The 20,639-nt window shown below is 67.9% G+C and carries 20 protein-coding genes; 13 read left to right on the top strand and 7 right to left on the bottom strand.

The features are described from left to right. Positions 1-127 precede the first annotated feature (127 nt). A complete protein-coding gene (locus L8951_RS00770; protein ID WP_244381087.1) occupies positions 128-1,315 on the top strand; it encodes a CaiB/BaiF CoA transferase family protein in 1,188 nt (395 codons plus the stop codon). Here the strand turns inward: L8951_RS00770 and L8951_RS00765 are convergent. After that, positions 1,312-2,118 (bottom strand): EAL domain-containing protein, encoded by an 807-nt coding sequence (locus L8951_RS00765; protein WP_244381085.1) that lies wholly within the window; start codon positions 2,116-2,118, stop codon positions 1,312-1,314. The two genes, L8951_RS00770 and L8951_RS00765, sit on opposite strands and share 4 nt — an antisense overlap. Continuing rightward, positions 2,115-2,507 carry a response regulator gene (locus L8951_RS00760; protein WP_244381081.1) on the bottom strand — a complete coding sequence of 131 codons (393 nt, stop codon included), beginning with the start codon at positions 2,505-2,507 and terminating at the stop codon, positions 2,115-2,117. The genes L8951_RS00765 and L8951_RS00760 overlap by 4 nt, the downstream gene beginning before the upstream one ends. A 145-nt stretch (positions 2,508-2,652) precedes the next feature. On the opposite strand from L8951_RS00760, the gene L8951_RS00755 reads away from it, so the two are divergent. Further along, on the top strand, positions 2,653-3,360 hold the full coding sequence (locus L8951_RS00755; RefSeq protein ID WP_244381080.1) for a PilZ domain-containing protein: 708 nt from the start codon (positions 2,653-2,655) through the stop codon (positions 3,358-3,360). A gap of 70 nt (positions 3,361-3,430) precedes the next feature. After that, on the top strand, positions 3,431-3,982 hold the full coding sequence (gene msrA / locus L8951_RS00750) for a peptide-methionine (S)-S-oxide reductase MsrA (protein WP_244381079.1): 552 nt from the start codon (positions 3,431-3,433) through the stop codon (positions 3,980-3,982). On the opposite strand, the gene L8951_RS00745 is transcribed toward msrA, so the two are convergent. Further along, the gene (locus tag L8951_RS00745; protein ID WP_244381078.1) at positions 3,954-4,880 is read right to left on the bottom strand and encodes an L-threonylcarbamoyladenylate synthase; all 927 of its coding nucleotides are present in this window, start codon (positions 4,878-4,880) and stop codon (positions 3,954-3,956) included. The genes msrA and L8951_RS00745 overlap by 29 nt on opposite strands. Positions 4,881-4,924: 44 nt before the next feature. Here L8951_RS00745 and L8951_RS00740 point away from each other — a divergent pair, with 44 nt between their 5' ends. Next, a complete protein-coding gene (locus L8951_RS00740) occupies positions 4,925-6,604 on the top strand; it encodes an acyl-CoA dehydrogenase family protein (protein ID WP_244381077.1) in 1,680 nt (559 codons plus the stop codon). On the opposite strand, the gene L8951_RS00735 is transcribed toward L8951_RS00740, so the two are convergent. After that, on the bottom strand, positions 6,601-6,951 hold the full coding sequence (locus tag L8951_RS00735) for a GntR family transcriptional regulator (protein ID WP_244381076.1): 351 nt from the start codon (positions 6,949-6,951) through the stop codon (positions 6,601-6,603). The genes L8951_RS00740 and L8951_RS00735 overlap by 4 nt on opposite strands. 50 nt (positions 6,952-7,001) lie before the next feature. Continuing rightward, complete coding sequence (locus L8951_RS00730; RefSeq protein ID WP_244381075.1) at positions 7,002-7,565, bottom strand: nitroreductase family protein; 564 nt, start codon at positions 7,563-7,565, stop codon at positions 7,002-7,004. 140 nt (positions 7,566-7,705) lie between these two features. Between L8951_RS00730 and L8951_RS00725 the strand changes: the two genes are divergently transcribed. From L8951_RS00725 to L8951_RS00710, 4 genes are all read left to right on the top strand, one after another. After that, positions 7,706-9,358 (top strand): peptide MFS transporter, encoded by a 1,653-nt coding sequence (locus tag L8951_RS00725; RefSeq protein WP_244381666.1) that lies wholly within the window; start codon positions 7,706-7,708, stop codon positions 9,356-9,358. Positions 9,359-9,466: 108 nt separating this feature from the next. Next, positions 9,467-10,855, top strand: a complete 1,389-nt coding sequence (locus L8951_RS00720) for an amidohydrolase (protein WP_244381074.1) — start codon at positions 9,467-9,469, stop codon at positions 10,853-10,855. Further along, the gene (locus L8951_RS00715) at positions 10,852-12,156 is read left to right on the top strand and encodes an amidohydrolase family protein (RefSeq protein WP_244381072.1); all 1,305 of its coding nucleotides are present in this window, start codon (positions 10,852-10,854) and stop codon (positions 12,154-12,156) included. Before L8951_RS00720 ends, L8951_RS00715 begins: the two co-directional genes overlap by 4 nt. Next, positions 12,153-12,833 carry an NnrU family protein gene (locus tag L8951_RS00710; protein WP_244381071.1) on the top strand — a complete coding sequence of 227 codons (681 nt, stop codon included), beginning with the start codon at positions 12,153-12,155 and terminating at the stop codon, positions 12,831-12,833. The genes L8951_RS00715 and L8951_RS00710 overlap by 4 nt, the downstream gene beginning before the upstream one ends. Here L8951_RS00710 and L8951_RS00705 read toward each other — a convergent pair. Continuing rightward, positions 12,802-14,211 (bottom strand): alanine/glycine:cation symporter family protein, encoded by a 1,410-nt coding sequence (locus L8951_RS00705; protein ID WP_244381070.1) that lies wholly within the window; start codon positions 14,209-14,211, stop codon positions 12,802-12,804. The genes L8951_RS00710 and L8951_RS00705 overlap by 32 nt on opposite strands. Positions 14,212-14,334: 123 nt before the next feature. Between L8951_RS00705 and glmM the strand changes: the two genes are divergently transcribed. The 5 genes from glmM to folP all read left to right on the top strand — a co-directional run bounded on the left by glmM (position 14,335) and on the right by folP (position 19,938). After that, positions 14,335-15,672: a phosphoglucosamine mutase gene (gene glmM, locus L8951_RS00700; RefSeq protein ID WP_244381069.1), complete on the top strand. Its 1,338-nt coding sequence runs from the start codon at positions 14,335-14,337 to the stop codon at positions 15,670-15,672. Further along, positions 15,669-16,883, top strand: coding sequence for a bifunctional hydroxymethylpyrimidine kinase/phosphomethylpyrimidine kinase (gene thiD / locus L8951_RS00695; protein WP_244381068.1), 1,215 nt, complete (start codon positions 15,669-15,671; stop codon positions 16,881-16,883). The genes glmM and thiD overlap by 4 nt, the downstream gene beginning before the upstream one ends. 39 nt (positions 16,884-16,922) lie before the next feature. After that, positions 16,923-17,519: a ribonuclease HII gene (locus L8951_RS00690; protein ID WP_244381067.1), complete on the top strand. Its 597-nt coding sequence runs from the start codon at positions 16,923-16,925 to the stop codon at positions 17,517-17,519. Between the two features lie 184 nt (positions 17,520-17,703). Next, a complete protein-coding gene (locus tag L8951_RS00685) occupies positions 17,704-18,852 on the top strand; it encodes a site-specific DNA-methyltransferase (protein ID WP_279614672.1) in 1,149 nt (382 codons plus the stop codon). Positions 18,853-18,855: 3 nt separating this feature from the next. Then, entirely contained in the window at positions 18,856-19,938 is a 1,083-nt protein-coding gene (folP, locus tag L8951_RS00680) for a dihydropteroate synthase (RefSeq protein WP_244381066.1), read from the top strand. Here the strand turns inward: folP and L8951_RS00675 are convergent. Continuing rightward, a complete protein-coding gene (locus tag L8951_RS00675; protein WP_244381065.1) occupies positions 19,935-20,630 on the bottom strand; it encodes an SDR family NAD(P)-dependent oxidoreductase in 696 nt (231 codons plus the stop codon). The genes folP and L8951_RS00675 overlap by 4 nt on opposite strands. Positions 20,631-20,639: the final 9 nt, after the last annotated feature.

Here is a 20,639-nt window from a genome sequence, read left to right as displayed (position 1 = left end):
GGAGCCGGATCGAGCGCGTCGAGCGGCACGGTCGGTTGGGGCGGCTCGCGCTCGCCGATGCTGTGTGGCAGTCTTCCCTCGGTCACGCCGCCTATATTGTCACCTGTGCGCAAAAAGGAAAGCCTTGTTGCGCTACCGCACCGATCCTTCGCCCCTCGACAAGTGCGCGGGCGCCGGGCAGGCTCGCGCGATGGACAGGGAGGGGGCAATGCGACCGCTCGATGGTTTACGGGTTATTGAGCTGGCCGGCGTGGGGCCGGGGCCCTTCGCCGCGATGATGCTCGCCGATCATGGCGCCGAGGTGATCCGCATCGAGCGCGAGGGGCGCCTCAGTCTGCCCAGCGACCCGGTCGATCGCGGGCGCACCACCCTTTCGCTCGACCTTCGCGAGGCTGACGAACGTGCGCTACTCCTCGACCTCGTGGCCACCAGCCACGCGCTGATCGACCCCTATCGCCCGGGTCGGATCGAAGCACTCGGGCTCGGCCCCGACGTGCTGCAGGCACGCAATCCCACACTGGTCATCGGGCGGATCACTGGTTGGGGTCAGAGCGGGCCGATGAGCCAGCGCGCGGGCCACGATATCGACTATCTGGCCATGTCGGGGATGCTCGCCAGCATTGGTCCCGCGGAGGCGCGTCCCTTGCCCCCGCTCAATCTCGTCGCTGATTATGGCGGTGGGGCGATGTTGCTTGCCTTCGGAATGCTCGCCGCGCTCATCGAAGTGCGCGGGGGCGCGGCGCGCGGGCGGGTGGTCGACGCGGCGATGAGCGAGGGCGCTGCGCTTCTCGGCACGATTCTCTTCGGGATGCGTAACGCCGGACTCTGGACCGAGGAGCGCGAGGCCAACCTGCTCGATGGCGGGATGGCGCTCTATGGGACCTATCGCTGCTCTGACGGTAAATGGCTCGCGGTCGGCGCGCTCGAGCCACAATTCGCGCAGCAGTTTTTATCGGTGCTCGAGCTCGAGCGTACCGAGCTATTCAGCACAACCCTCGATCCCGCGCGCTGGGAGGCACAGCGCGAGCTGATCGCCGAGCGGATCGAAGCCGAACCGCGCCGCCACTGGCTCGCCGCATTCCAAGGCAAGGATGCCTGTATTGCCCCGGTGCTAACCCCCGCAGAGGCGGTGCGGCATCCACACCATATCGCACGCGGCGCCTTTGCCGCGACCCCTGACGGGCCCGTGCCCGCGCCCGCGCCGCGTTATGATGGGGACCCGTTAGAGCCAGCGCGTAGCCGCCACGCACCGCGCGACCTGCTCGATCAAATGGGGTGCGACCAGAGTCTCGCGGCGCGGATAGTGTCGCGCTAGTCGCCGATCCCCAGCCGCTTCCAGTCACTGGACCACCAGTCGATCCATCCGGCCAGCTCATCGGGTGGTAGCGGGCGCGCTATCCGATAGCCCTGGACGATGTCGCAGTCCATCGCCGCAAGCAGCTTCAGCTGCGCGTCGGTCTCAACACCCTCGGCGGTAGCCGACAACCCAATCTCGTGCGCTAGTGCGATGACCGCGCGTACCACCGCCGCGCTGTCGCGATGGTCGGGCGCGTCGGTCACGAAGAAGCGATCGATCTTGACCTCAGTAAAAGGTAGCTGGCGTAGCTGCATGAGGGTCGAATAGCCGGTGCCAAAATCGTCAATCGCCAGCCCGATCCCCTTAATGCGAAAGCGCGTCAGCGTGTCCATGAGATTGGTCAGCGGCTGAGTGGCGCCCTCGGTCAACTCCAGCACGAGATGATCACTCGGCACCCCATGCTTGGCGCATTTGGCGGTAACGAGATCAGGGAAATCGAGTGCCTCGAGGCTCATCGCCGAGATGTTGAAGGCTAGCCCGGTGTCAATCCCTGCTGCACACCATCGTGCCCATTCGGCAAACGCTGTGTCTAGGCCCCAGTGAGTCAGCGGGTCGATGAGCCCGTGGCGTTCGGCGAGTGGAACGAAGCGGGAGGGCGGCACCGCACCAAATTTCTCGTCGTCCCAGCGCACCAGCGCCTCGACCCGCACCAACTTCCCTGTACGTAGCGATACCTTGGGCTGGTAAACTAGCCGCAGCCGGTCGTTGATCAGTGCCCGCTCAAACCCATCGAGAAGGCCCAAATCTAGCGTGTCGGTCACGCGACGAGGCGCTCGCGAACCTTGGCAAGCAAGCTTTCAAGGGTCGAGAGCCGCGCCGGCTTGTTGAGAGGGCCGACCATCTTGAGCCCCAGTTCGTGGCCCAGACGGAATGCAGTGTCGACCACCCGCGGCTCAAATCCCGAGACAATAAGTACCGGCTGCTTGGCCTCGTGTTCGGCAAGGAAGCGGAGCAATTCTACCCCGTCCATTCCCGGCATACCGAGATCGATGGCCACCATGTCGGGCGGCTCATTCCGGAAGATCTCGCGAAAATCGTGATGGTCGGTGGCGATAACGGGCTCGAACGCGCTCAGACGCGCAGCATCCGCAAGGAAAGCCGCGAGGGCGGGTTCATCGTCGATAAGCAGGAGCCGGGGCCGCCGCGCCATACACTCTCCATTTTGCCGGCGCGGGCCCGAGCAAGCGCCGCCGGTTTGCCAAGTGTAGCGACTATAGCGCTCTCGGGAAACGTCTTTTTAACTCACTGCGATCTAGGGTCTTGGGGACAGGACCTCAGTTCCCAGGGAGAATTGCATGCTCGGCTCGTTCATTCGCCGTCGCCAGAACAGACCTTTCGGGCAGGACAATTTGGCGTTTGAGTCGACCATTTTCTCACTCTCGACCGAGGTGCCGCGCCCGGTCGAGCGTCGCGTCGATGAACGTGTCATGCCGATGCTGCGGGTGGCGAAGCTCGTCGACGCCAATGAAGGTGAGCAGCTTATCCGCGTTCGCAATCTATCGGCTGGGGGGCTGATGGCCGAGACCACGCACCGGCATGAGGTGGGCGACAGCGTCATGATCGAGCTCAACTCGCAACAGATCCCGGCTAAGGTCGTCTGGACGCGCGAGGGCAACGCGGGGTTCAAGTTCGACGCCAACATCGACCTTGGCGAGATGCTCGCCGGGCGCAAACCGCGCCATGGCTTCCGCCCGCGCCCGCCGCGGCTTCAGGTCAATTGCAAAGCCAACGTGCGCGTTGGCAAGCTCTATTACTCGGTCGATGTCCACGACATCTCGCTCGGCGGCATGAAGGTCGAGCCGATCGAGGAATACTGCCTCGGCCAGAAGGTCGTGGTGGTGGTCGAGAGCCTGCGCCCGATCAAGGGCGAGATCCGCTGGTATTCGGAACGCCGCGCGGGGATCGTGTTCGACCGCCCGCTCCAGTTCGAGGAACTGGCCGAGTGGATGGGCAAGCGGCTCGAACTGGCCAGCCTCAAGGCCTCATTCGCCCCCAAGAGATAGGGCTTTTTGCCCCCTTCCATCGCGCCCGCCGCCTCCTATCTCGGAAACAAGAGACAAGGAAACGATCGGCATGGCTGAACAACAGGCAATTTTCGCAGGGGGCTGCTTCTGGTGCACCGAGGCGGTGTTTCTCGACGTCATCGGCGTGCGCGCGGTGGAAAGCGGCTATATCGGCGGGACGGTGATCAACCCCAGCTACCGCGAGGTCTGCGGGGGCGACACGGGGCACGCCGAGGCGGTGCGGCTGACCTTCGACCCCGATGTGATCGCCTATGACGACCTGCTCGACATCTTCTTCGCCACCCACGACCCGACCCAGCTCAACCGGCAGGGCAACGACATCGGCACCCAGTATCGCAGCGCCATCTTCCCGCTGTCGGACGACCAGCGCGCCGCCGCCGAGGCGGGGATCGCGCGCGCCAACGCGGCGCATGACGGCAAGGTGGTGACCACCATCGAGGGGCCCGCGACCTGGTATCCGGCGGAGGCCTATCACCAGGATTATTACGACCAGAACAAGGATTCGAACCCCTATTGCATGGCGGTGATCGACCCCAAGCTGCGCAAGTTCCGCAAGAGCTTCGCCGACAAGCTCAAGGACGGGGCGCGGCAGCCCTCCTGAGGCGGTCGCGGATCGCGGCGGCTAGCCCGTCACCGGCGACGGGCGCCACGGCGATCCGCTCGGCCGCGCTGGCATCGGCTTGATGCAGCAGCGAAAATAGCCGCGCCGCTGCGGTCACGGGCTCGGCGCCGAGATAGAGATCGCCCTCGACCTCGCCATAGCCGATCAGCAATTCGCCCGCTTCGGCTTCGCGCGCGTCGAGCCGGAGCGGTTTGTTCGGGGCATAGTGACTAAGAAGCTGGCCAGGGGCCTCGATCCGCTCGCCGCCGGCCTCGACCGCCGCTGGGACGTGGATCGGGCCGCGGCGCAGGAGCCGCAGGCCCTCGCCGGTGGCGGCGACGATGGTGCTCTCGATCCCCTGTTCGCAGGGGCCGCCATCGAGGATCAGACGGATACGGCCGGCGAGGCTGGCGGCGACATGCGCGGCCTGCGTCGGGCTAATCCGGCCCGAGGCGTTGGCCGACGGCGCCGCGAGCGGCTTGCCGAAGCGATGCAGCAGCGCGCGCATCACCGGATGGGCGGGCACTCGGATGGCGATGGTCGGCAGCCCCGCGGTGACGACGTCGGCGATCCCCGTCGCCTCGCGGCGCGGCAACACGAGGGTGAGCGGGCCCGGCCAGTAGCGCTCGGCCAGCGCGCGTGCCTCGTCGTTGAAGACGCCGAGGGCCTCGGCGGCCTCGAGGTCGAAGACGTGGGTGATCAGGGGGTTGAAGTCGGGGCGCCCCTTGGCCTTGTAGATGCGCGCGACGGCGAGCGCGTCGGTGGCATCGGCGGCGAGCCCGTAGACCGTCTCGGTCGGCACCGCCACGGGGGCTCCCTGCGCCAGAATGGTGCAGGCACGGTCGATCCCCGCGGCATTGGCGGGAATGATTTCGGTCGGTAGTGACGGGGCAGCCATTGCCGCGCTATGCAGCGCCAGAGTGACAGTGACAAGGAATAGAAATGCCCTTTTCGATCCCCGTTTCGGACCAGGCTCGCGTGCTGCGCGATGTTGTCGACCTTCCCGGGCTCGCCAGGCACGAGCGCTTCGAGGCGGCGGACAGCGAGCTGGTCGAAGCGGTGCTAGAGGGCGCCGCCCAATTCGCCACCGGCACGTTCCTCCCGCTCCATCGCACCGGTGACGAGGAAGGCGCGAGACTGGTTGATGGCAAGGTGGTGCTGCCCGACGGCTTCAAGCGCGCCTATGACGCCTTTGTCGAGGGAGGCTGGATGACGCTGTCAGCACCCGCGCGGTGGGGCGGGCAGGCGCTGCCCCTGTCGCTCTCGGCGGCGCTGATGGAAGACCTCAACGCCACCAACATCGCCTTCGCGCTGTGCCCGATGCTGTCGATGGGCGCGATCGAAGCGCTGGAGGCCTATGGGTCCGATGAGCTGAAAGAGCGCTATCTGGAAAAGATCGTGTCGGGCGAATGGCCGGCGACGATGAACCTGACCGAGCCGCAGGCGGGCTCGGACGTCGGCGCGCTGACCTCCAAGGCGGTGCCGACGGGCGATGGCAGCTGGAAGATTAGCGGGCAGAAGATCTACATCACCTATGGCGAGCATGAGCTAACCGAGAACATCATCCACCTCGTCCTCGCTCGGACCCCCGACGCACCCGCGGGCACGCGCGGCATTTCGCTCTTTCTCGTGCCCAAGATCCTGCCCGACGGCAGCCGAAACGACCTCAAGTGCACCAAGCTCGAGGAAAAGCTCGGCATCCACGCCTCGCCGACCTGTGTCATGCAATATGGCGACGAAGGCGGGGCCACCGGCTGGCTGATCGGCGAGGAGCATGGTGGCATGCGCGCGATGTTCGTGATGATGAACAATGCGCGCATCAACGTCGGGCTGCAGGGGGTGGGGATCGCCGAGGCGGCGACGCAGAAGGCGGTCGACTATGCGCTCGAGCGCAAGCAGGGCACCCGCGCCGGCCTCGCCAGCCCGATTGCCGACCATCCCGACGTGCGGCGCATGCTGATGCGGATGCGCAGCCTGACGATGGCGGCGCGCGCGCTCACCTATTACGCCTTCGGCTGCCTCGACTGGGGCGCGACCGGCTATGCCGCGATGCAGCGCCGCGGCGACGTCCTCACCCCGATGGCCAAGGCGTGGGCGACCGATGTTGGCTGCGAGGTCGCCAGCCTCGGCGTCCAGGTCCATGGCGGCATGGGCTACGTCGAGGAGACCGGCGCGGCGCAATATCTGCGCGATGCGCGGATCGCGCCGATCTACGAGGGCACCAATGGCATTCAGGCCGCCGACCTGGCCGGGCGCAAGCTCGACCTCGACGGCGGGCTCGCCTTCGACGGGCTGATTGCCGACATCCGCGCCGAGGCGGTCGACGAGCGGCTGCAAGCGCTGGCCGATGCGGTCGAGCAGGCGGCGGTGATGCTGCGATCGGCGGCACCCGACACCCGGATGGCGGGCAGCTATCCCTTCCTCACCATGTGCTCGGTGTTGGTCGGCGGCTGGCTGCTCGAGAAGATGGCGCAGGCGGTTGACGCCGATGCGCGCACCCGCGCGGCAAGCGCCTTCTTCAACGCCACCATCGTCCCCGAGGCCTTTGGGCTCGGCGCGGCGGCGGGAGTGGGGGCCGAGCTGCTATACGCGCTCGAGACCGAGGCGCTCGGCGCGGCCTAGGACCCGGGAACGAGCTGCGCGGGATCGATTCCGAGCCGCTCCATCCGGGCGCGGATCTCGGGCCATTCCTCCTCGAGGAAGCGCATCCGCTCGGCACTCGTCAGCCGCTCGCGCGCGCCCTTGGCGACGAACATGCCGACCCCGCGCCGGACCGTCACGAGCCCGTCGTCCTGGAACCCCTGGTAGGCCTTGGCGACGGTCAGCGGATTGGCGCCCATCTCGGCGGCCAGCGCGCGCACCGAGGGCAGCGCATCGCCGTCGCGATAGCGTCCGGCGAGGATCGCGTTGCCGATCTCCTCGCGGATACGGACATAGATGGGCTTGGCGGGCGTTTTGGCGAGCGTCATGGTGGCTTAATACAGCGGTGCAGGTGCGCTGGCAAGCGGGCGGTCCGGGATCAGGCCGTCGTGACGATCGCGTCCATGTCGGGACGCTCGCGCTCGGTGAGCGCGAGCGCGGGCGTGCCGATGTAGAAGAAGCCCGCGATGCTTTCGCCCGGCGCGCACAGCGCCTCCACGACGGCAGGCATGGTCGCCTGCGCGCCGGTGATCCAGCCGCCGACATAGCCATGCGCATGCGTGGCATGGAGCAGGTTCATGCCGACCGAGCCGACGCACAGCTGCTGCTCCCATTCGGGGATCTTGTGTCCCAAGGTGGGCGAGGCGACGAGCGCGACGAGGGTGGGGGCCCAGAACGCCTTGGCGCGGAATTTCACGATCTTGGCGGCGTGGCATTCGGCCTCGGCGCGGCACCCCGCCTCGAGCCGGTCGGCGAACGCGGCGCGATCCTCGATCACGACGAACCGCCACGGGACGAGCTTGCCATGATCGGGGGTGCGGCTGGCGAGTTCGAGGATGCGCGCCAGCTGCGCGGGCGAGGGGCCGGGGGCGACGAGGTCGCGCGGGCGCGCCGAGCGACGGCTCGCCAGATGGTCGAGAAGGCTGGTTCGGTCGTTCACCATGCCGTTCCGTGTCCTTTGTGCCACAGCTTTCGTCAAGCGCCCTCTTCACAGCGAGCGAATCGCCGCTAGGGTGCGGCGGTCTTTTACCGTGCAGCGGCTCCCGGGGGGGCCGCCCTCCATTGGGAGAAACATTCGTGGAAATGCTTGGACTCGTCTTCGACAGCGCGTTCGAGATGTGGGCATTCTGGGCCGCCGTGCTGGCGCTCAGCGTGTTCCTCTTGGGCGGTCTGTTCATCATCACCCGGCCGCAGCCGGAAGTCATCGGGCACCCCAAGGGGCTGTTCCTGCTCTTCCTCGCCGAAATGTGGGAGCGCTTCTCCTACTACGGCATGCGCGCCCTCCTGATCTTCTATCTGGTGCAGCATTGGCTGTTCACCGATAGCGAAGCCTCGATCATCTATGGCGCCTATACCGCGCTCGTCTATATCGCGCCGGTCGTCGGCGGCTATCTGGCCGACCGTTACCTTGGCCAGCGCAAGGCGGTGCTGTTCGGCGCGATCCTGCTCACCTTCGGCCACTTCTTCATGGCCTTCGAAGGTACGGGCGGACAGGATGATCCTACGATCAACATCTTCTGGCTCGCGCTCGCGCTGATTATCGTCGGTTCGGGCTTTCTCAAGGCGAACATCTCGGTGCTCGTCGGCCAGCTCTATCCGCGCACCGACGTGCGTCGCGACCCCGCCTACACGATCTTCTACATGGGGATTAACGTGGGCGCCGCGACCGCCTCGATCATCTGCGGCTTTCTCGGCCAGACCTATGGTTGGGAATATGGCTTCGGTCTTGCCGGCATCGGCATGCTGATCGGCACCGTCTTCTTCGTGCTCGGCAAGCCGCTGCTGCTCGGCAAGGGCGAACCCAAGAACCCCGAAGCCCTGAAGGGCGGCAAGGAGTTCGGCATCTACGGCGCCGGCCTCGCGATGGTCGCGCTGTGCTGGCTCGCGATCCAGTACCAGGATCTCGTCGGCTGGGTGCTCGCCGTCTTCGGCCTTGGGCTGGTGAGCTACGTCCTCTACATTGCTGTGGCGCGGCTGCCGCGTGACGAGCGCGACCGCATCTTCGCGGCGATGTTCCTGATCTTCGTGTCGATCGTCTTCTGGGCGCTGTTCGAACAGGCGGGCAGCTCGCTCAACCTGTTCACCGACCGCCATGTCGACACGCAGGGCGTCAACGCCTCGATGTTCCAGTCGATCAACGCGATCTACATCGTGCTCCTGGCGCCGGTGTTCGCGATGATCTGGCAGGGCCTCGCGCGGCGCGGCAAGGAACCCTCGACCCCGCTGAAGTTCGGCCTCGCGGTCGTGCAGGTGGGCCTGGGCTTCCTCGTCCTCGTCTGGGGCGCGGGCACGGTGGGCATCGATGTGCCGACCCCGGTCATCTTCATCTTCCTCATCTACCTGCTGCACACCACCGGTGAGCTGTGCCTCTCGCCCGTGGGCCTTTCGGCGATGAACCGCCTCAGCCCCGCGCACATGGCGAGCCTCGTCATGGGCACGTGGTTCTTCGCCTCGGCGACCGGCAACTTCGCGGCCGGCCTGATCGCCGCCGCGACCGGTGCCGAAGGCCTCGACGAGGCCGCCGGCAAGCAGGTCGTGCTCGACGTCTATTCGACCGTCGGCTGGACCGCGGTGGGGATCGGCGTGGTCGTCATGGTCATCAGCCCCTTCGTGAAGAAGCTGATGCACCTCGACACGATCGTCGATGAGGACACCGCGCTCGAAGGCGAGGCCGGTGCCGGGATCGAAGCGCAGGAGGCCGGGGTCCACCCGACCACCAAGCCGACCCACGGCTAAGCGTCGAAATCCTTCGACCAACGGAAGGGCGGGCCTCAGGTCCGCCCTTTCTTTTTCGTGCCGCGCCCGTATCAGTATCTCAGACCATCCGTGACACAGGGGACCTTCATGCGATCCATCCTCCTTTGCTCGGCCGCGCTGGCGACCAGCGCCTGCGCCACCGCCGGTGCCAGCGATACGAGCGAGGCGCCGCGCCTCTTCGACCCCAACCCCTATGCCTCGACCTACGCCGCCTATCCGGGGGTGCCGACGGTGATCACCGGCGCGACCGTCTTCGACGGCAATGGCGGGCGGATCGACAATGGCGCGGTCTGGATCGAGGACGGCATCGTGCGCGGCGTCGGCAGCGTCGACGACATCCTCGTCACCGGCGAGATGAAGGTGATCGACGGCACCGGCATGTATGTCACCCCGGGCATCATCGACGTGCACAGCCACCTCGGCAATTATCCCAGCCCCGGCGTGTCGAGCCACTCAGACGGCAACGAGGCGGTCGATCCCAACACCGCCTATGTCTGGACCGAGCATAGCGTCTGGCCGCAGGACCCCGGCTTCAGCCGTGCGCTCGCCAATGGTGGGGTGACCGCGCTCCAGGTGCTGCCGGGCAGCGCCAACCTTTTTGGCGGGCGTTCGGTGACGCTCAAGAACGTTCCCGGCCGCACGGTGATGGAGATGAAATTCCCCGGCGCGCCCTACGGGCTCAAGATGGCCTGCGGCGAGAACCCCAAGCGCGTCTACGGCGACAAGGGCGGGCCGGGCACGCGGATGGGCAATATCGCCAACACCCGCTCGGCGTGGATCGCAGCGCGCGCCTATGACGCGAAGTGGGACAAATATGAGGCCGAGGGGGGCGACCGCCCCGACCGCGACCTCGCGCTCGACACGCTTCGCGGCGTGCTCGACGGCGACATCCGCATCCACAACCACTGCTACCGCGCCGATGAAATGGCGATCATGCTGACGATGGCGGAAGAATTCGGCTATTCGGTCGCTAGCTTTCAGCATGCGGTCGAGAGCTACAAGATCACCGACTTGTTGCGCGAGGCGGGCACCTGTTCGGCGATGTGGGCCGACTGGTACGGCTTCAAGATGGAGGCCTATGACGGCATCCCGCAGAACGTCGCCTACGTCCACGATGCCGGAGCCTGCGCCATCGTCCATTCGGACGACCCCGACGGCATCCAGCGCCTCAACCAGGAGGCCGCCAAGGCGCTCGCCGCGGGGCGCCGGATGGGGATCGAGATCAGCGAGGCCGAGGCCTGGCAGTGGCTGTCCGCCAACCCCGCGAGGAGCCTCGGCATCTTCGAGCAGACCGGCAGCCTCGAGCCCGGCAAGATGGCCGATGTCGTGCTGTGGAACGGCAATCCTTTCAGCGTCTACACCCGCCCCGCCAAGGTCTGGGTCGACGGCGCGCTCCTCTATGACGCCGAGGATCCGGCGCGGCGTCCGGTGAGCGATTTCGAACTCGGACAGCCGGGGATGGGAGACGTCAAATGAGCCGCTTCGCGCTGACCGCGCTCGCCGCCGCGCTTGTCGCCGCGAGCCCCGCCATCGCCCAGCCCGTCGCCATCACCGGGGGCAAGCTCGCGCTCGGCGACGGCTCGGCCCCGATCGATAACGGGGTGGTGATCCTCGAGGACGGGCGCATCGTCGCTGCCGGTCCTGCGGGCAGCGTCGCGGTGCCCGCGGGCGCGGTCATGCTCGATGCCAGAGGCAAGTGGGTCTCGCCCGGCCTCGTCGCGCCCTTCAGCCGCATCGGGCTGGCCGAAGTCGACCTGTCGGCCGATGGCTCGGACGATGCGAGCATCGGCGACAGCCCGCATTCGGCGGCGATCGACGTCACCTGGAGCGTCAACCCCGCCGCCAGCCCGATCGGCGTCGCGCGCGCCGACGGGGTCACCCGCGCGCTGGTCGCGCCGGGCCCGGGCGACCGCATCTTCTCGGGCCAGGGGGCGGTGATCGACACCGCAACCGACTACGACCCGATCACGCGCGCGAAGGCGTTCCAGCTCGTCTATCTCGGCGAGGCCGGCGCGGGCATGGCGGGCGGATCGCGCTCGGGCAGCGTGCTCGAACTGCGCGAGGGGTTGCGCCGCGCGATGGGCGAGGGCGCCTATCGCGACCTGCCCGACGACAGCCTGCTGACCGCCGCCGACATCGAGGCGCTGGTCCCGGTGGTGAAGGGCGAGGTGCCGCTGATGGTGGTCGCCAATCGCGCGGTCGATATCGTCAACCTGCTGCGGCTCGCGCAGGAATATCGCGGCCTCGACCTCATCCTGATGGGCGCTGCCGAGGGGCACCTCGTCGCCGACCGCATCGCCGCCGCGGGCGTGCCGGTGATCGTCGAGCCCACCCAGAACCGCCCCGGCAGCTTCGAGGCGCTCGCCGCGACGCAGAGCAACGCGGGCCGGATGGTCGCCGCCGGGGTCGAAGTCGCGGCTGCGCAGATCAACGACTTCCTCACCCGGTCGGCGCAGAACAATCGCCAGCTGGCGGGCAACCTCGTCGCGCTGACCCGAGTGCCGGGGCATACGGGGGTGAGCTGGGGGCAGGCGTTCGCGATGATCACCTCCACGCCCGCCGCGATGGTCGGGCTGAGGGGCGAGATCGGCGTCCTCGCGCCGGGCGCGCGCGCCGATGTCGTGCTCTGGTCGGGCGACCCCCTCGAGCTGACCAGCCATGCCGAGCGCGTCTGGATCGACGGGGTCGAGCAGAGCCTCGAGAACCGCCAGACCGCGCTGGCGCGGCGCTACCGCTATCCGCAGCGCGAGGCGCTGCCCAAGGCCTATCGCCGATGAGCCCCGAGGGGTGGCTCGCGCTCTGGGCGGCGGCCTTCGCGGGCAGCCACCTCGTCATGAGCCACCCATTGCGTGCCCCGCTCGTGCGCACCCTGAGCGAGCGCGGGTTCCTCGGCACCTATTCGCTCGTCAGCCTGTTCACGCTGGTGATGACGGTACGCGCCTATGGCAGCGCGCGCGCGGCCGGCCCGCCGATGCTCTGGCAGCCGGGCGAGGTGCTCTGGGCGCTGGTCAGCCTCGTGATGTGGGGCGCGAGCGTCCTGCTCGTCGGGGCCTTTCGCCGCAATCCCGCGTTGCCGCATCCCGGCGCCGCAGCGCTCGCCCGCGCCCCCGCCAAGGGGGTCTATGCGATCACCCGCCACCCGATGCTGTGGAGCTTCGCGCTGTGGGCGCTGGCGCATGTCGCGATCAACCCGACCTTGCCGAGCCTCATCCTGTCGACCGCGATCCTCTTCCTCAGCCTGGTCGGCGCGGCCGGGCAGGACGTGAAGAAGCGCCGGCTGATGGGCCCCGCCTGGGCCGACTGGGCGGCGCGCACCAGCTTCGTGCCCTTCGGCCGCCAGCTGGCCGCGCCCGACGGCTTCGCGCTGATCGGCGGCACGCTCCTCTTCCTCGCCGCGACCTATGGCCACGGCCTCATGGGGGCTAGCCCCGCGGGGGTGTGGCGCTGGCTTTGACCACCCGGCGCCAATAATCGTCGACCAGCGCCTTGAGCTCGGGGGCGAACCAGTAGAGCGCGATCACGTTGGGCAGCGCCATCAGGAAGAAGGCGCTGTCGACGAAATCGAGCACCGCGCCGATGCTGAGCATCGCCGCCACCGGCATCGAGCCGAGGTAGAACAGGCGGAACAGCCACACCTTGTGCGGGCCCTCGCCGAACAGGTAGCCCCACGCCTGCAACCCGTAGAAGCCCCAAGCGCACAGGGTCGAATAGGCGAACAGGAACACCGCGAGAGTGAGCAGCCAGGGCATGACCGGGCCGATCTGCGCGAAGGCCGCGGCGGTGATGGCGATGCCCTCGGCACCGGGCTCGGTCCAAGTGCCCGCCACCACCAGCGCGAGCGCGCCGAGCGAGCAGATGACGACGGTGTCGATGAACGGTTCGAGCAGCGCGACCATCCCTTCGGCGACGGGTTCGTCGGTGCGGCTCTGGCTGTGCGCGATCACCGCCGAGCCGATCCCCGCCTCGGTCGAGAAGACCGCGCGGCGCATGCCGATGACGAAGGCGCCGAGCGCTCCCCCGGCCGCCGCTTCCCCGGTGAAGGCGTCGGCGACGATCAGGCCGAGCGCGGCGGGTACCTCGCGCCAGCCGATCAGGAGGATCGCGGCGACGCCGGCGAGGTAGACCACCCCCATCGCCGGCACGATGGCGGCGGTGACCCGCCCGAGGCGCCGCGCCCCGCCGAAGATCACCGCACCGACCAGCACCGCCATGCCGAGCCCGTAGAGCGTCGCATGAGTCGGCGTGTCGGCGATGCCGAAGGCGCTCGTGGTGAGCTGGTAGCTCTGGTTGACCTGCAGCATCGGCAGGCCGCCGAAGAGCCCGAAAAAGGCCCACAGGCCGCCGAGCACGAGCCCGACGCGGGGCCAGCCGCGCGCCGCCAGCCCGTTCTTGAGCGTGTACATCGGGCCGCCGCGCACCTCGCCGTCGCGCCCGATCTCGCGATATTTGAGCCCCAGCGTCACCTCGGCGAACTTGAGGCTCATCGCGAACCAGCCGATCACGAACATCCAGAAGGCGGCGCCCGGCCCACCGGTGGCGATCGCGATCGCCACCCCGGCGATATTGCCGAGCCCGACGGTGCCCGACAAAGCGGTTGCCAGCGCCTGGAAGGGCGAGAGCGCGCCGTCGGCCTTCTCGTCGACGAAATGCCCGCGCACCACCGCCACCGCATGCGGCAGCCCGCGCAGGTTGATGAACCCGAGCCCGACGGTGAAGAGCACCATCGGCAGCGCCAGCCACATCACGATCAGTTCGACCGGCTGGCCGAACAGGACGACCTGGGCAAAGACGATGCTCGAGATCGTCGCGATCACCTCGGCGAGCCATTCCATGCGTGTTTTCCCCCCGCCTGCTTGCGGGCACGAACCTAGGGCAATGCCGCAAAAAGGAAAAGCGCGCCAGCCGGTCGGCTTGGCTCTCGCATCTTGCGGGAGGGCGCGTTATGGCGCTGCCCCATGAAAAGACAGTATTTTGGCACCGACGGGATTCGCGGGCGTACCAACGCGCAACCTATGACCGCACTCATGGCCCTCAAGGTCGGACAGGCCGCGGGCGCGCATTTTCAGCGCGGCGACCACCGCCACCGCGTCGTCATCGGCAAGGACACCCGATTGTCGGGCTACATGATGGAAAGCGCGCTGGTCGCGGGCTTCACCTCGGTCGGGATGGACGTCGTCCTCCTCGGGCCGATGCCCACCCCCGCGGTGGCGATGCTGACCACCTCGATGCGCGCCGACATGGGGGTGATGATCTCCGCCAGCCACAATCCGTTCGAGGACAATGGCATCAAGCTGTTCGGCCCCGACGGCTACAAGCTGTCCGACGAGGACGAGGCCGCGATCGAGGCGCTGATCGTTGACGAGCCCGAGCTGGTCGACGCTACGCATATCGGGCGCGCCAAGCGGATCGACGATGCGATCGGTCGCTATGTCCATTTCGCCAAGTCGACCTTCCCCGACCGGCTGCGTCTCGACGGGCTCAAGATCGTCCTCGACTGCGCAAATGGGGCCGCCTACAGCGCCGCCCCGCTCGCGCTGTGGGAGCTGGGCGCCAACCTCATCACGCTCGGGGTCGACCCTGATGGCACCAACATCAACAAGCAGTGCGGCTCGACCGCGCCCTCGCTGATGCAGGAGACCGTCGTCGCCTCGGGGGCCGACATCGGCCTCGCGCTCGACGGTGATGCCGACCGCCTGATCGTGTGCGACGAAAAGGGCAAGATCATCGACGGCGACCAGCTGATGGCTCTCATCGCCTTGTCCAAGAAGGAACGCGGCGAACTGCGTGGCAATGCGCTCGTCGCCACGGTTATGTCGAACCTCGGGCTCGAGCGCCACATGGCCGCCAATGGGCTCGACCTGCTGCGCGCCAAGGTCGGCGACCGCTATGTGCTCGAGATGATGAAGGAGCGCGGGTGCAACGTCGGCGGCGAGCAGTCGGGGCATATCATCCTGACCGACCACGCCACCACCGGCGACGGGCTGGTGGCCGGGCTGCAGGTGCTCGCCGCGATGGTTGATGCTGGGCGTCCGGCCTCCGAGATGCTTAACCAGTTCGACACCATTCCCCAGCTACTCAAGAACGTGCGCTACTCGGGCGGTAACCCGCTCGAGGACGCGCGCGTGAAACAGGCAATCAGCGATGCCGAGGCCGCGCTCGCGAAGGATGGCCGGATGGTGATCCGCATGTCGGGCACCGAACCGCTCGTCCGGGTGATGGCCGAAGGCGAAGACGCCGCCAAGGTCGAGCAATGGGTCGACCATGTCTGCGCGGCGGTGAAAGAGGTGGCATGAGCAAAAGGGCAACACCGGTGATCCTCACGATCGCGGGGTCGGACAGCGGGGGCGGCGCAGGCATCCAGGCCGACGTGCGCACTATCACCATGCTCGGCGCGCATCCGTGCACCGCGATCACCGCAGTCACCGCACAGAACACGCAGGGCGTCCACGCCATCCACCCGGTGCCCGCCGAAACCGTGCTCGCTCAGATCGACGCGGTGCTTGCCGATTTCACGGTGAGCGCGATCAAGGTTGGGATGACTGGGAGCGCCTTCACCACCCGCGCCATCGCACAGCGGCTGCGCGCGCTCGACGGCAAGGTCCCAATCATCGTCGACCCGGTCATCGTCGCGACCTCGGGCGATGCGCTTGCCGATGAGGCCACGGTGGCCGCCCTAGGCGATTTGTTCGAGATCGCCGCGCTGGCCACCCCCAACATGCCCGAGGTCGTCCAGTTGACAGGCGAGGAAGACCCGATCGCGGGCGCGCTCCAGCTCGTCGGCAAGCACGGCGCGCCGGTTCTGCTAACCGGCGGGCATGAGGAGGGCGAGGCGCTCGCCGACGCGCTCATCGAGGACGACAATATCACCAGCTGGCAGGGCACCCGGATCGATACCCGGCACGACCATGGCACCGGCTGCACGCTCTCGGCCGCGATCGCTGCCTTCGTCGGCGGCGGGGTCGGGCTCAACGAGGCGATCGATCGGGCGCGCATGGTCGTGCGCATGGGGCTGCACGAGGCGCCGGGGCTGGGCGAGGGGCACGGCCCGCTCGGGCTGTCGCGCATCCGCATGGATGTCGGCGCCACTGGGCGCGACGTCGCGCCGCGCCTGAACCAGCTTACCGTAACCGGCACCGACTATGACAAGATGGTCGAATTCTATAATCGCATCGGGCTGCGCCAAATCGTCGACAGCCCCGAGAACCAATATGCGCGCTTCGAGACGGGCGGGGGCGCGACCTTCTCGGTGCAATGCGATCCCGATGCCCCGGTGGCGGAGAATTTCGCGGTCTATTTCGAATGCGACGACCTCGACACGCGGGTCGAGCGGCTCGCGCGCGAGGGGCTGCCCTTCGAACATGGCCCGCGCGCCCAGCCGTGGATGTGGCGCGAGGCGCGGCTGCGCGATCCGGCGGGCAACACGATCTTCCTCTACAAGGCGGGCGAGAACCGCCGCTATCCGCCGTGGCGGATGGGCGAGGGCGCTGACGAGATGCCCGCCTAGGCGCTCGACAGCATCGGCTCGGGGCGGCAGGATGGCGTCATGATCGTCGGGGTGGATGAAGCGGGCCGGGGGCCCCTTGCGGGACCGGTCGTCGCCGCGGCGGTGCACCTGTGCGGCACCCCCATCCGCGGGCTTGACGACAGCAAGAAGCTGAAAGCCGAGAAGCGCGCCGTGCTGGCGGGGCGCATCCGCACCCGCTGCAAGGTCGGGGTTGGCGTGGCCTCGGTCGAGGAAATCGACGAATATAATATCCTCAACGCCACCATGCTGGCGATGGCCCGCGCGGTGGAGGAATGCTGCGCCGCGCTCGGCTGCGATCCCGCCGAGATCCTCATTGACGGCAATCTCACGCCCGAGGGACGCCGCCCTGAATGGCGCTGGGCCGGCGCCCGCGCGATCATCGGCGGCGATGGGCGCGAAAAATGCATCGCGGCCGCCTCGATTATCGCCAAGCAGACGCGCGACGCGATGATGGCCAACTATGAGGTCGTCCATCCCGGCTACGGCTTCGGCCAGCACAAGGGCTATGGCACGGCGGCGCACATGGCGGCACTCAGGGAAAAGGGCCCGAGCCCGCTGCATCGCCGCAGTTTCGCGCCGGTCGCGCAGCTCTGGCCTCATTTAATCGACGATTGAGTCTTTCAGGGCACACCACAAGGGGTTGAGTCCCGTCGATTCCGACGGACTCAACATCTTGTGGTTGAGCTCTACTTGAGTCCGATCAACCTCCCCGTGCTTTAAAAGCCTGATTCTCCGCCGAATCTTGACCGCGAATCATGGTTGATTCAGGGGTCGAGGTCCGTTGTGAAAAGGACCGGGCATGAACGAACTGACCCCCATCGAGGCCTTCTGCGACCCCGACCTGGCGCGCATCACGCGCAAGCGCGCGCCCAAGAAGGTGCTGCCGCTCGACCAGATCGTCGAGGGGGACTGCATTGCCGCGATGGCCAAGATGCCCGACAAGTCGGTCGACCTGATCTTCGCCGACCCGCCCTACAACCTGCAACTGGGCGGCAACCTGCTGCGTCCCGAAGGCGGCAAGGTCGATGCCTGCGACGATGAATGGGACCGCTTCGAGAGCTTCCAGGCCTATGACGATTTTACCCGCGACTGGCTCGCGGAGGCGCGGCGGATCCTCAAGGATGACGGCTCGATCTGGGTGATCGGCAGCTATCACAACATCTTCCGCTGCGGCGCGATCCTCCAAGACATGGGCTACTGGATCCTCAACGACATCATCTGGCGCAAGACCAACCCGATGCCCAACTTTCGCGGCACCCGCTTCACCAACGCGCACGAGACGCTGTTGTGGTGCGCCAAGTCGGAGAAGTCGAAGTACAGGTTCAACTATCGCGCGATGAAGGCCTTGAACGAGGACGTGCAGATGCGCTCCGACTGGACGCTGCCGATCTGTTCGGGGGGCGAACGGCTGAAGGACGAGGCGGGCGACAAGGTCCACCCGACGCAAAAGCCTGAGGCGCTGCTCTACCGCGTGCTGCTCGCCTGCACCCAGCCGGGCGATGTCGTGCTCGACCCCTTCTTCGGCACGGGGACGACGGGGGCGGTCGCCAAGCGCTTGCGGCGGCGCTGGATCGGGCTCGAGCGCGAACCCGACTATATCGCCGCCGCCCGGGCCCGCATCGAGAGCGAGATGCCGCTCGATGAAAGCCAGATGCAGACCATCGCCGAGAAGCGCTCGGCGCCGCGCGTCGCCTTCGGCCAGCTGGTCGAGAACGGGATGATCGCGCCGGGCACCACGTTGCAGGACGCCAAGGGGCGCTGGCAGGCCAGCGTCGGGCTCGACGGCTCGCTCCGGTGCGGCGAGCATTCGGGGTCGATCCACCAGGTCGGCAAGGCGGTGCAGGGTGCCCCCAGCTGCAACGGCTGGACTTTCTGGAAGATCGAACTCGACGGCGACTGGCGCGACATCGACGTGCTGCGCCAGCGCCATATCGCCACGCTCGGCTAGGCCATGACCCGGACGATCCTGCGCCCCACCGGCTTCGTCGACGCGCCCTTCGGCCACGACGGCAAGGTCGCGCGGCTCGCCTGCGGCATGCGCTGGTTCTCGCAGGTCGAGCTCCTGCAGCTCGACGATGCCAACCGGCGCGTCGGCAGCGAGCTCGTGCCCGTCGCGGGGCTCGAGGAACGCTGCGATGCCGACATGGACGCACAGTGGCAGGCGATCACCGCGGCGCGCGCGCCGCTCGCGCTCGGCGAGCGCACGATCCCGCTCGACCAGCCGCGCGTGATGGGCATCCTCAACTGCACCCCCGACAGCTTTTCCGACGGCGGCCGGCACGACGACGTCGATGCCGTCTGCCTCGCCGGCGCCGACATGGCGGGCGCGGGGGCCGCGATCCTCGATGTCGGCGGCGAGAGCACGCGCCCCGGCGCGCGCACCGTCTGGGAAGGCGACGAGATCGAGCGCGTCGCCCCGGTGATCGAGCGGCTCGTCAAGGGCGGCAACGCGGTCTCGGTCGATACCCGCAAGGCCGCCGTGATGGAGCGCGCGCTCGCGCTCGGGGCGCACATCGTCAACGACGTCTCGGCGCTCGGCTGGGACGAGCGCTCGGCCGAGGTGGTGGCGGGCGCGCATGTCCCGGTGGTGCTGATGCACGCGCAGGGCGACCCGCAGGTGATGCAGGACAATCCCACCTACGACGATGCGCTCGTCGACATCTGGCTGTGGCTCGAGGAGCGCATCGGCTGGGCCGAGGCGCGCGGCATTGAGCGCTCGCGGATCATCGTCGATCCGGGCATCGGCTTTGGCAAGACGGTGCCGCACAACCTGGCGCTCATGAACGGTCTCGCGGCGTTCCACGGGCTCGGCTGTCCGCTGCTGGTGGGTGCGAGCCGCAAGCGCCTGATCGGCGCACTCGCGGGCGAGGTGCCGGCCGACCAGCGGCTCGCCGGCAGCCTCGCGCTCGCGCTCAAGGCCGCCGACCAGGGCGCGCAGATCGTGCGCGTCCACGACGTGCCCGAGACGGTGCAGGCGTTGAAGGTCTGGCGCGGGCTTCGCGACGAGGCGCTCACGCCGCGGCTGCCGCTCTAGAGGGTGAAACCGCCATCGCTGGCGAGCACCGCGCCGGTGATGGTGGCGGCGTCGTCGGACAGGAGGAAGGCGACCTGCCGCGCGATTTCCTCGGGGCGGGCATAGCGCCCCAGCGGCACTGCCTTGCCCATCGCCGCGATCTGTTCGCCCCGGTCCTTGCCCGCGTCGAGCATCGGGTCCCAGATCGGCGTGTCGACGCCGCCCGGGGCGAGCGCGTTTACGCGGATGCCGCGCGGCGCGGCCTCGGCGGCGGCGACCTTGGTGAGATGGAGCAGCGCGGCCTTCGACGTGCCATAGGCGGCGGTATGGGGCAGCGCCCGCAGCGCGCTGGCCGAGCTCATGGTGACGATGCTCCCGCCTTCGCGCATCGCCGCGAGCGCGGCCTTGAGGGTGAGGAAGGCGCCGTCGAGGTTGACCGCCATCGTGCGTCGCCATTCCTCGAGGCTCAGCGTGGCGATGGGGGCGGCGGTGCCGATGCCGGCGTTGACGATGGCGCCGTCGAGGGTGCCGAGGTCGGCTGCGTCCCAAAAGGCGGGATCGGCGACATCGCCCTGCAACACCTCATGATCGCCCGCTGGCGGGGTGATGGGGTTGAGGTCGGTAAGGGCGAGGCGCGCGCCGGTGGCGGCCAGATGCGCGGCGCAGGCCTTGCCGATACCGGAGGCGGCGCCGGTGATGAGGATGCGGGTCATGGCCTCAAG

Origin of the sequence: Sphingomicrobium astaxanthinifaciens, from assembly GCF_022865105.1 — a bacterium.
GTDB classification, from domain to species: Bacteria; Pseudomonadota; Alphaproteobacteria; order Sphingomonadales; family Sphingomonadaceae; genus Sphingomicrobium; species Sphingomicrobium astaxanthinifaciens.
This window is presented reverse-complemented; position numbering and strand designations above follow the sequence as displayed.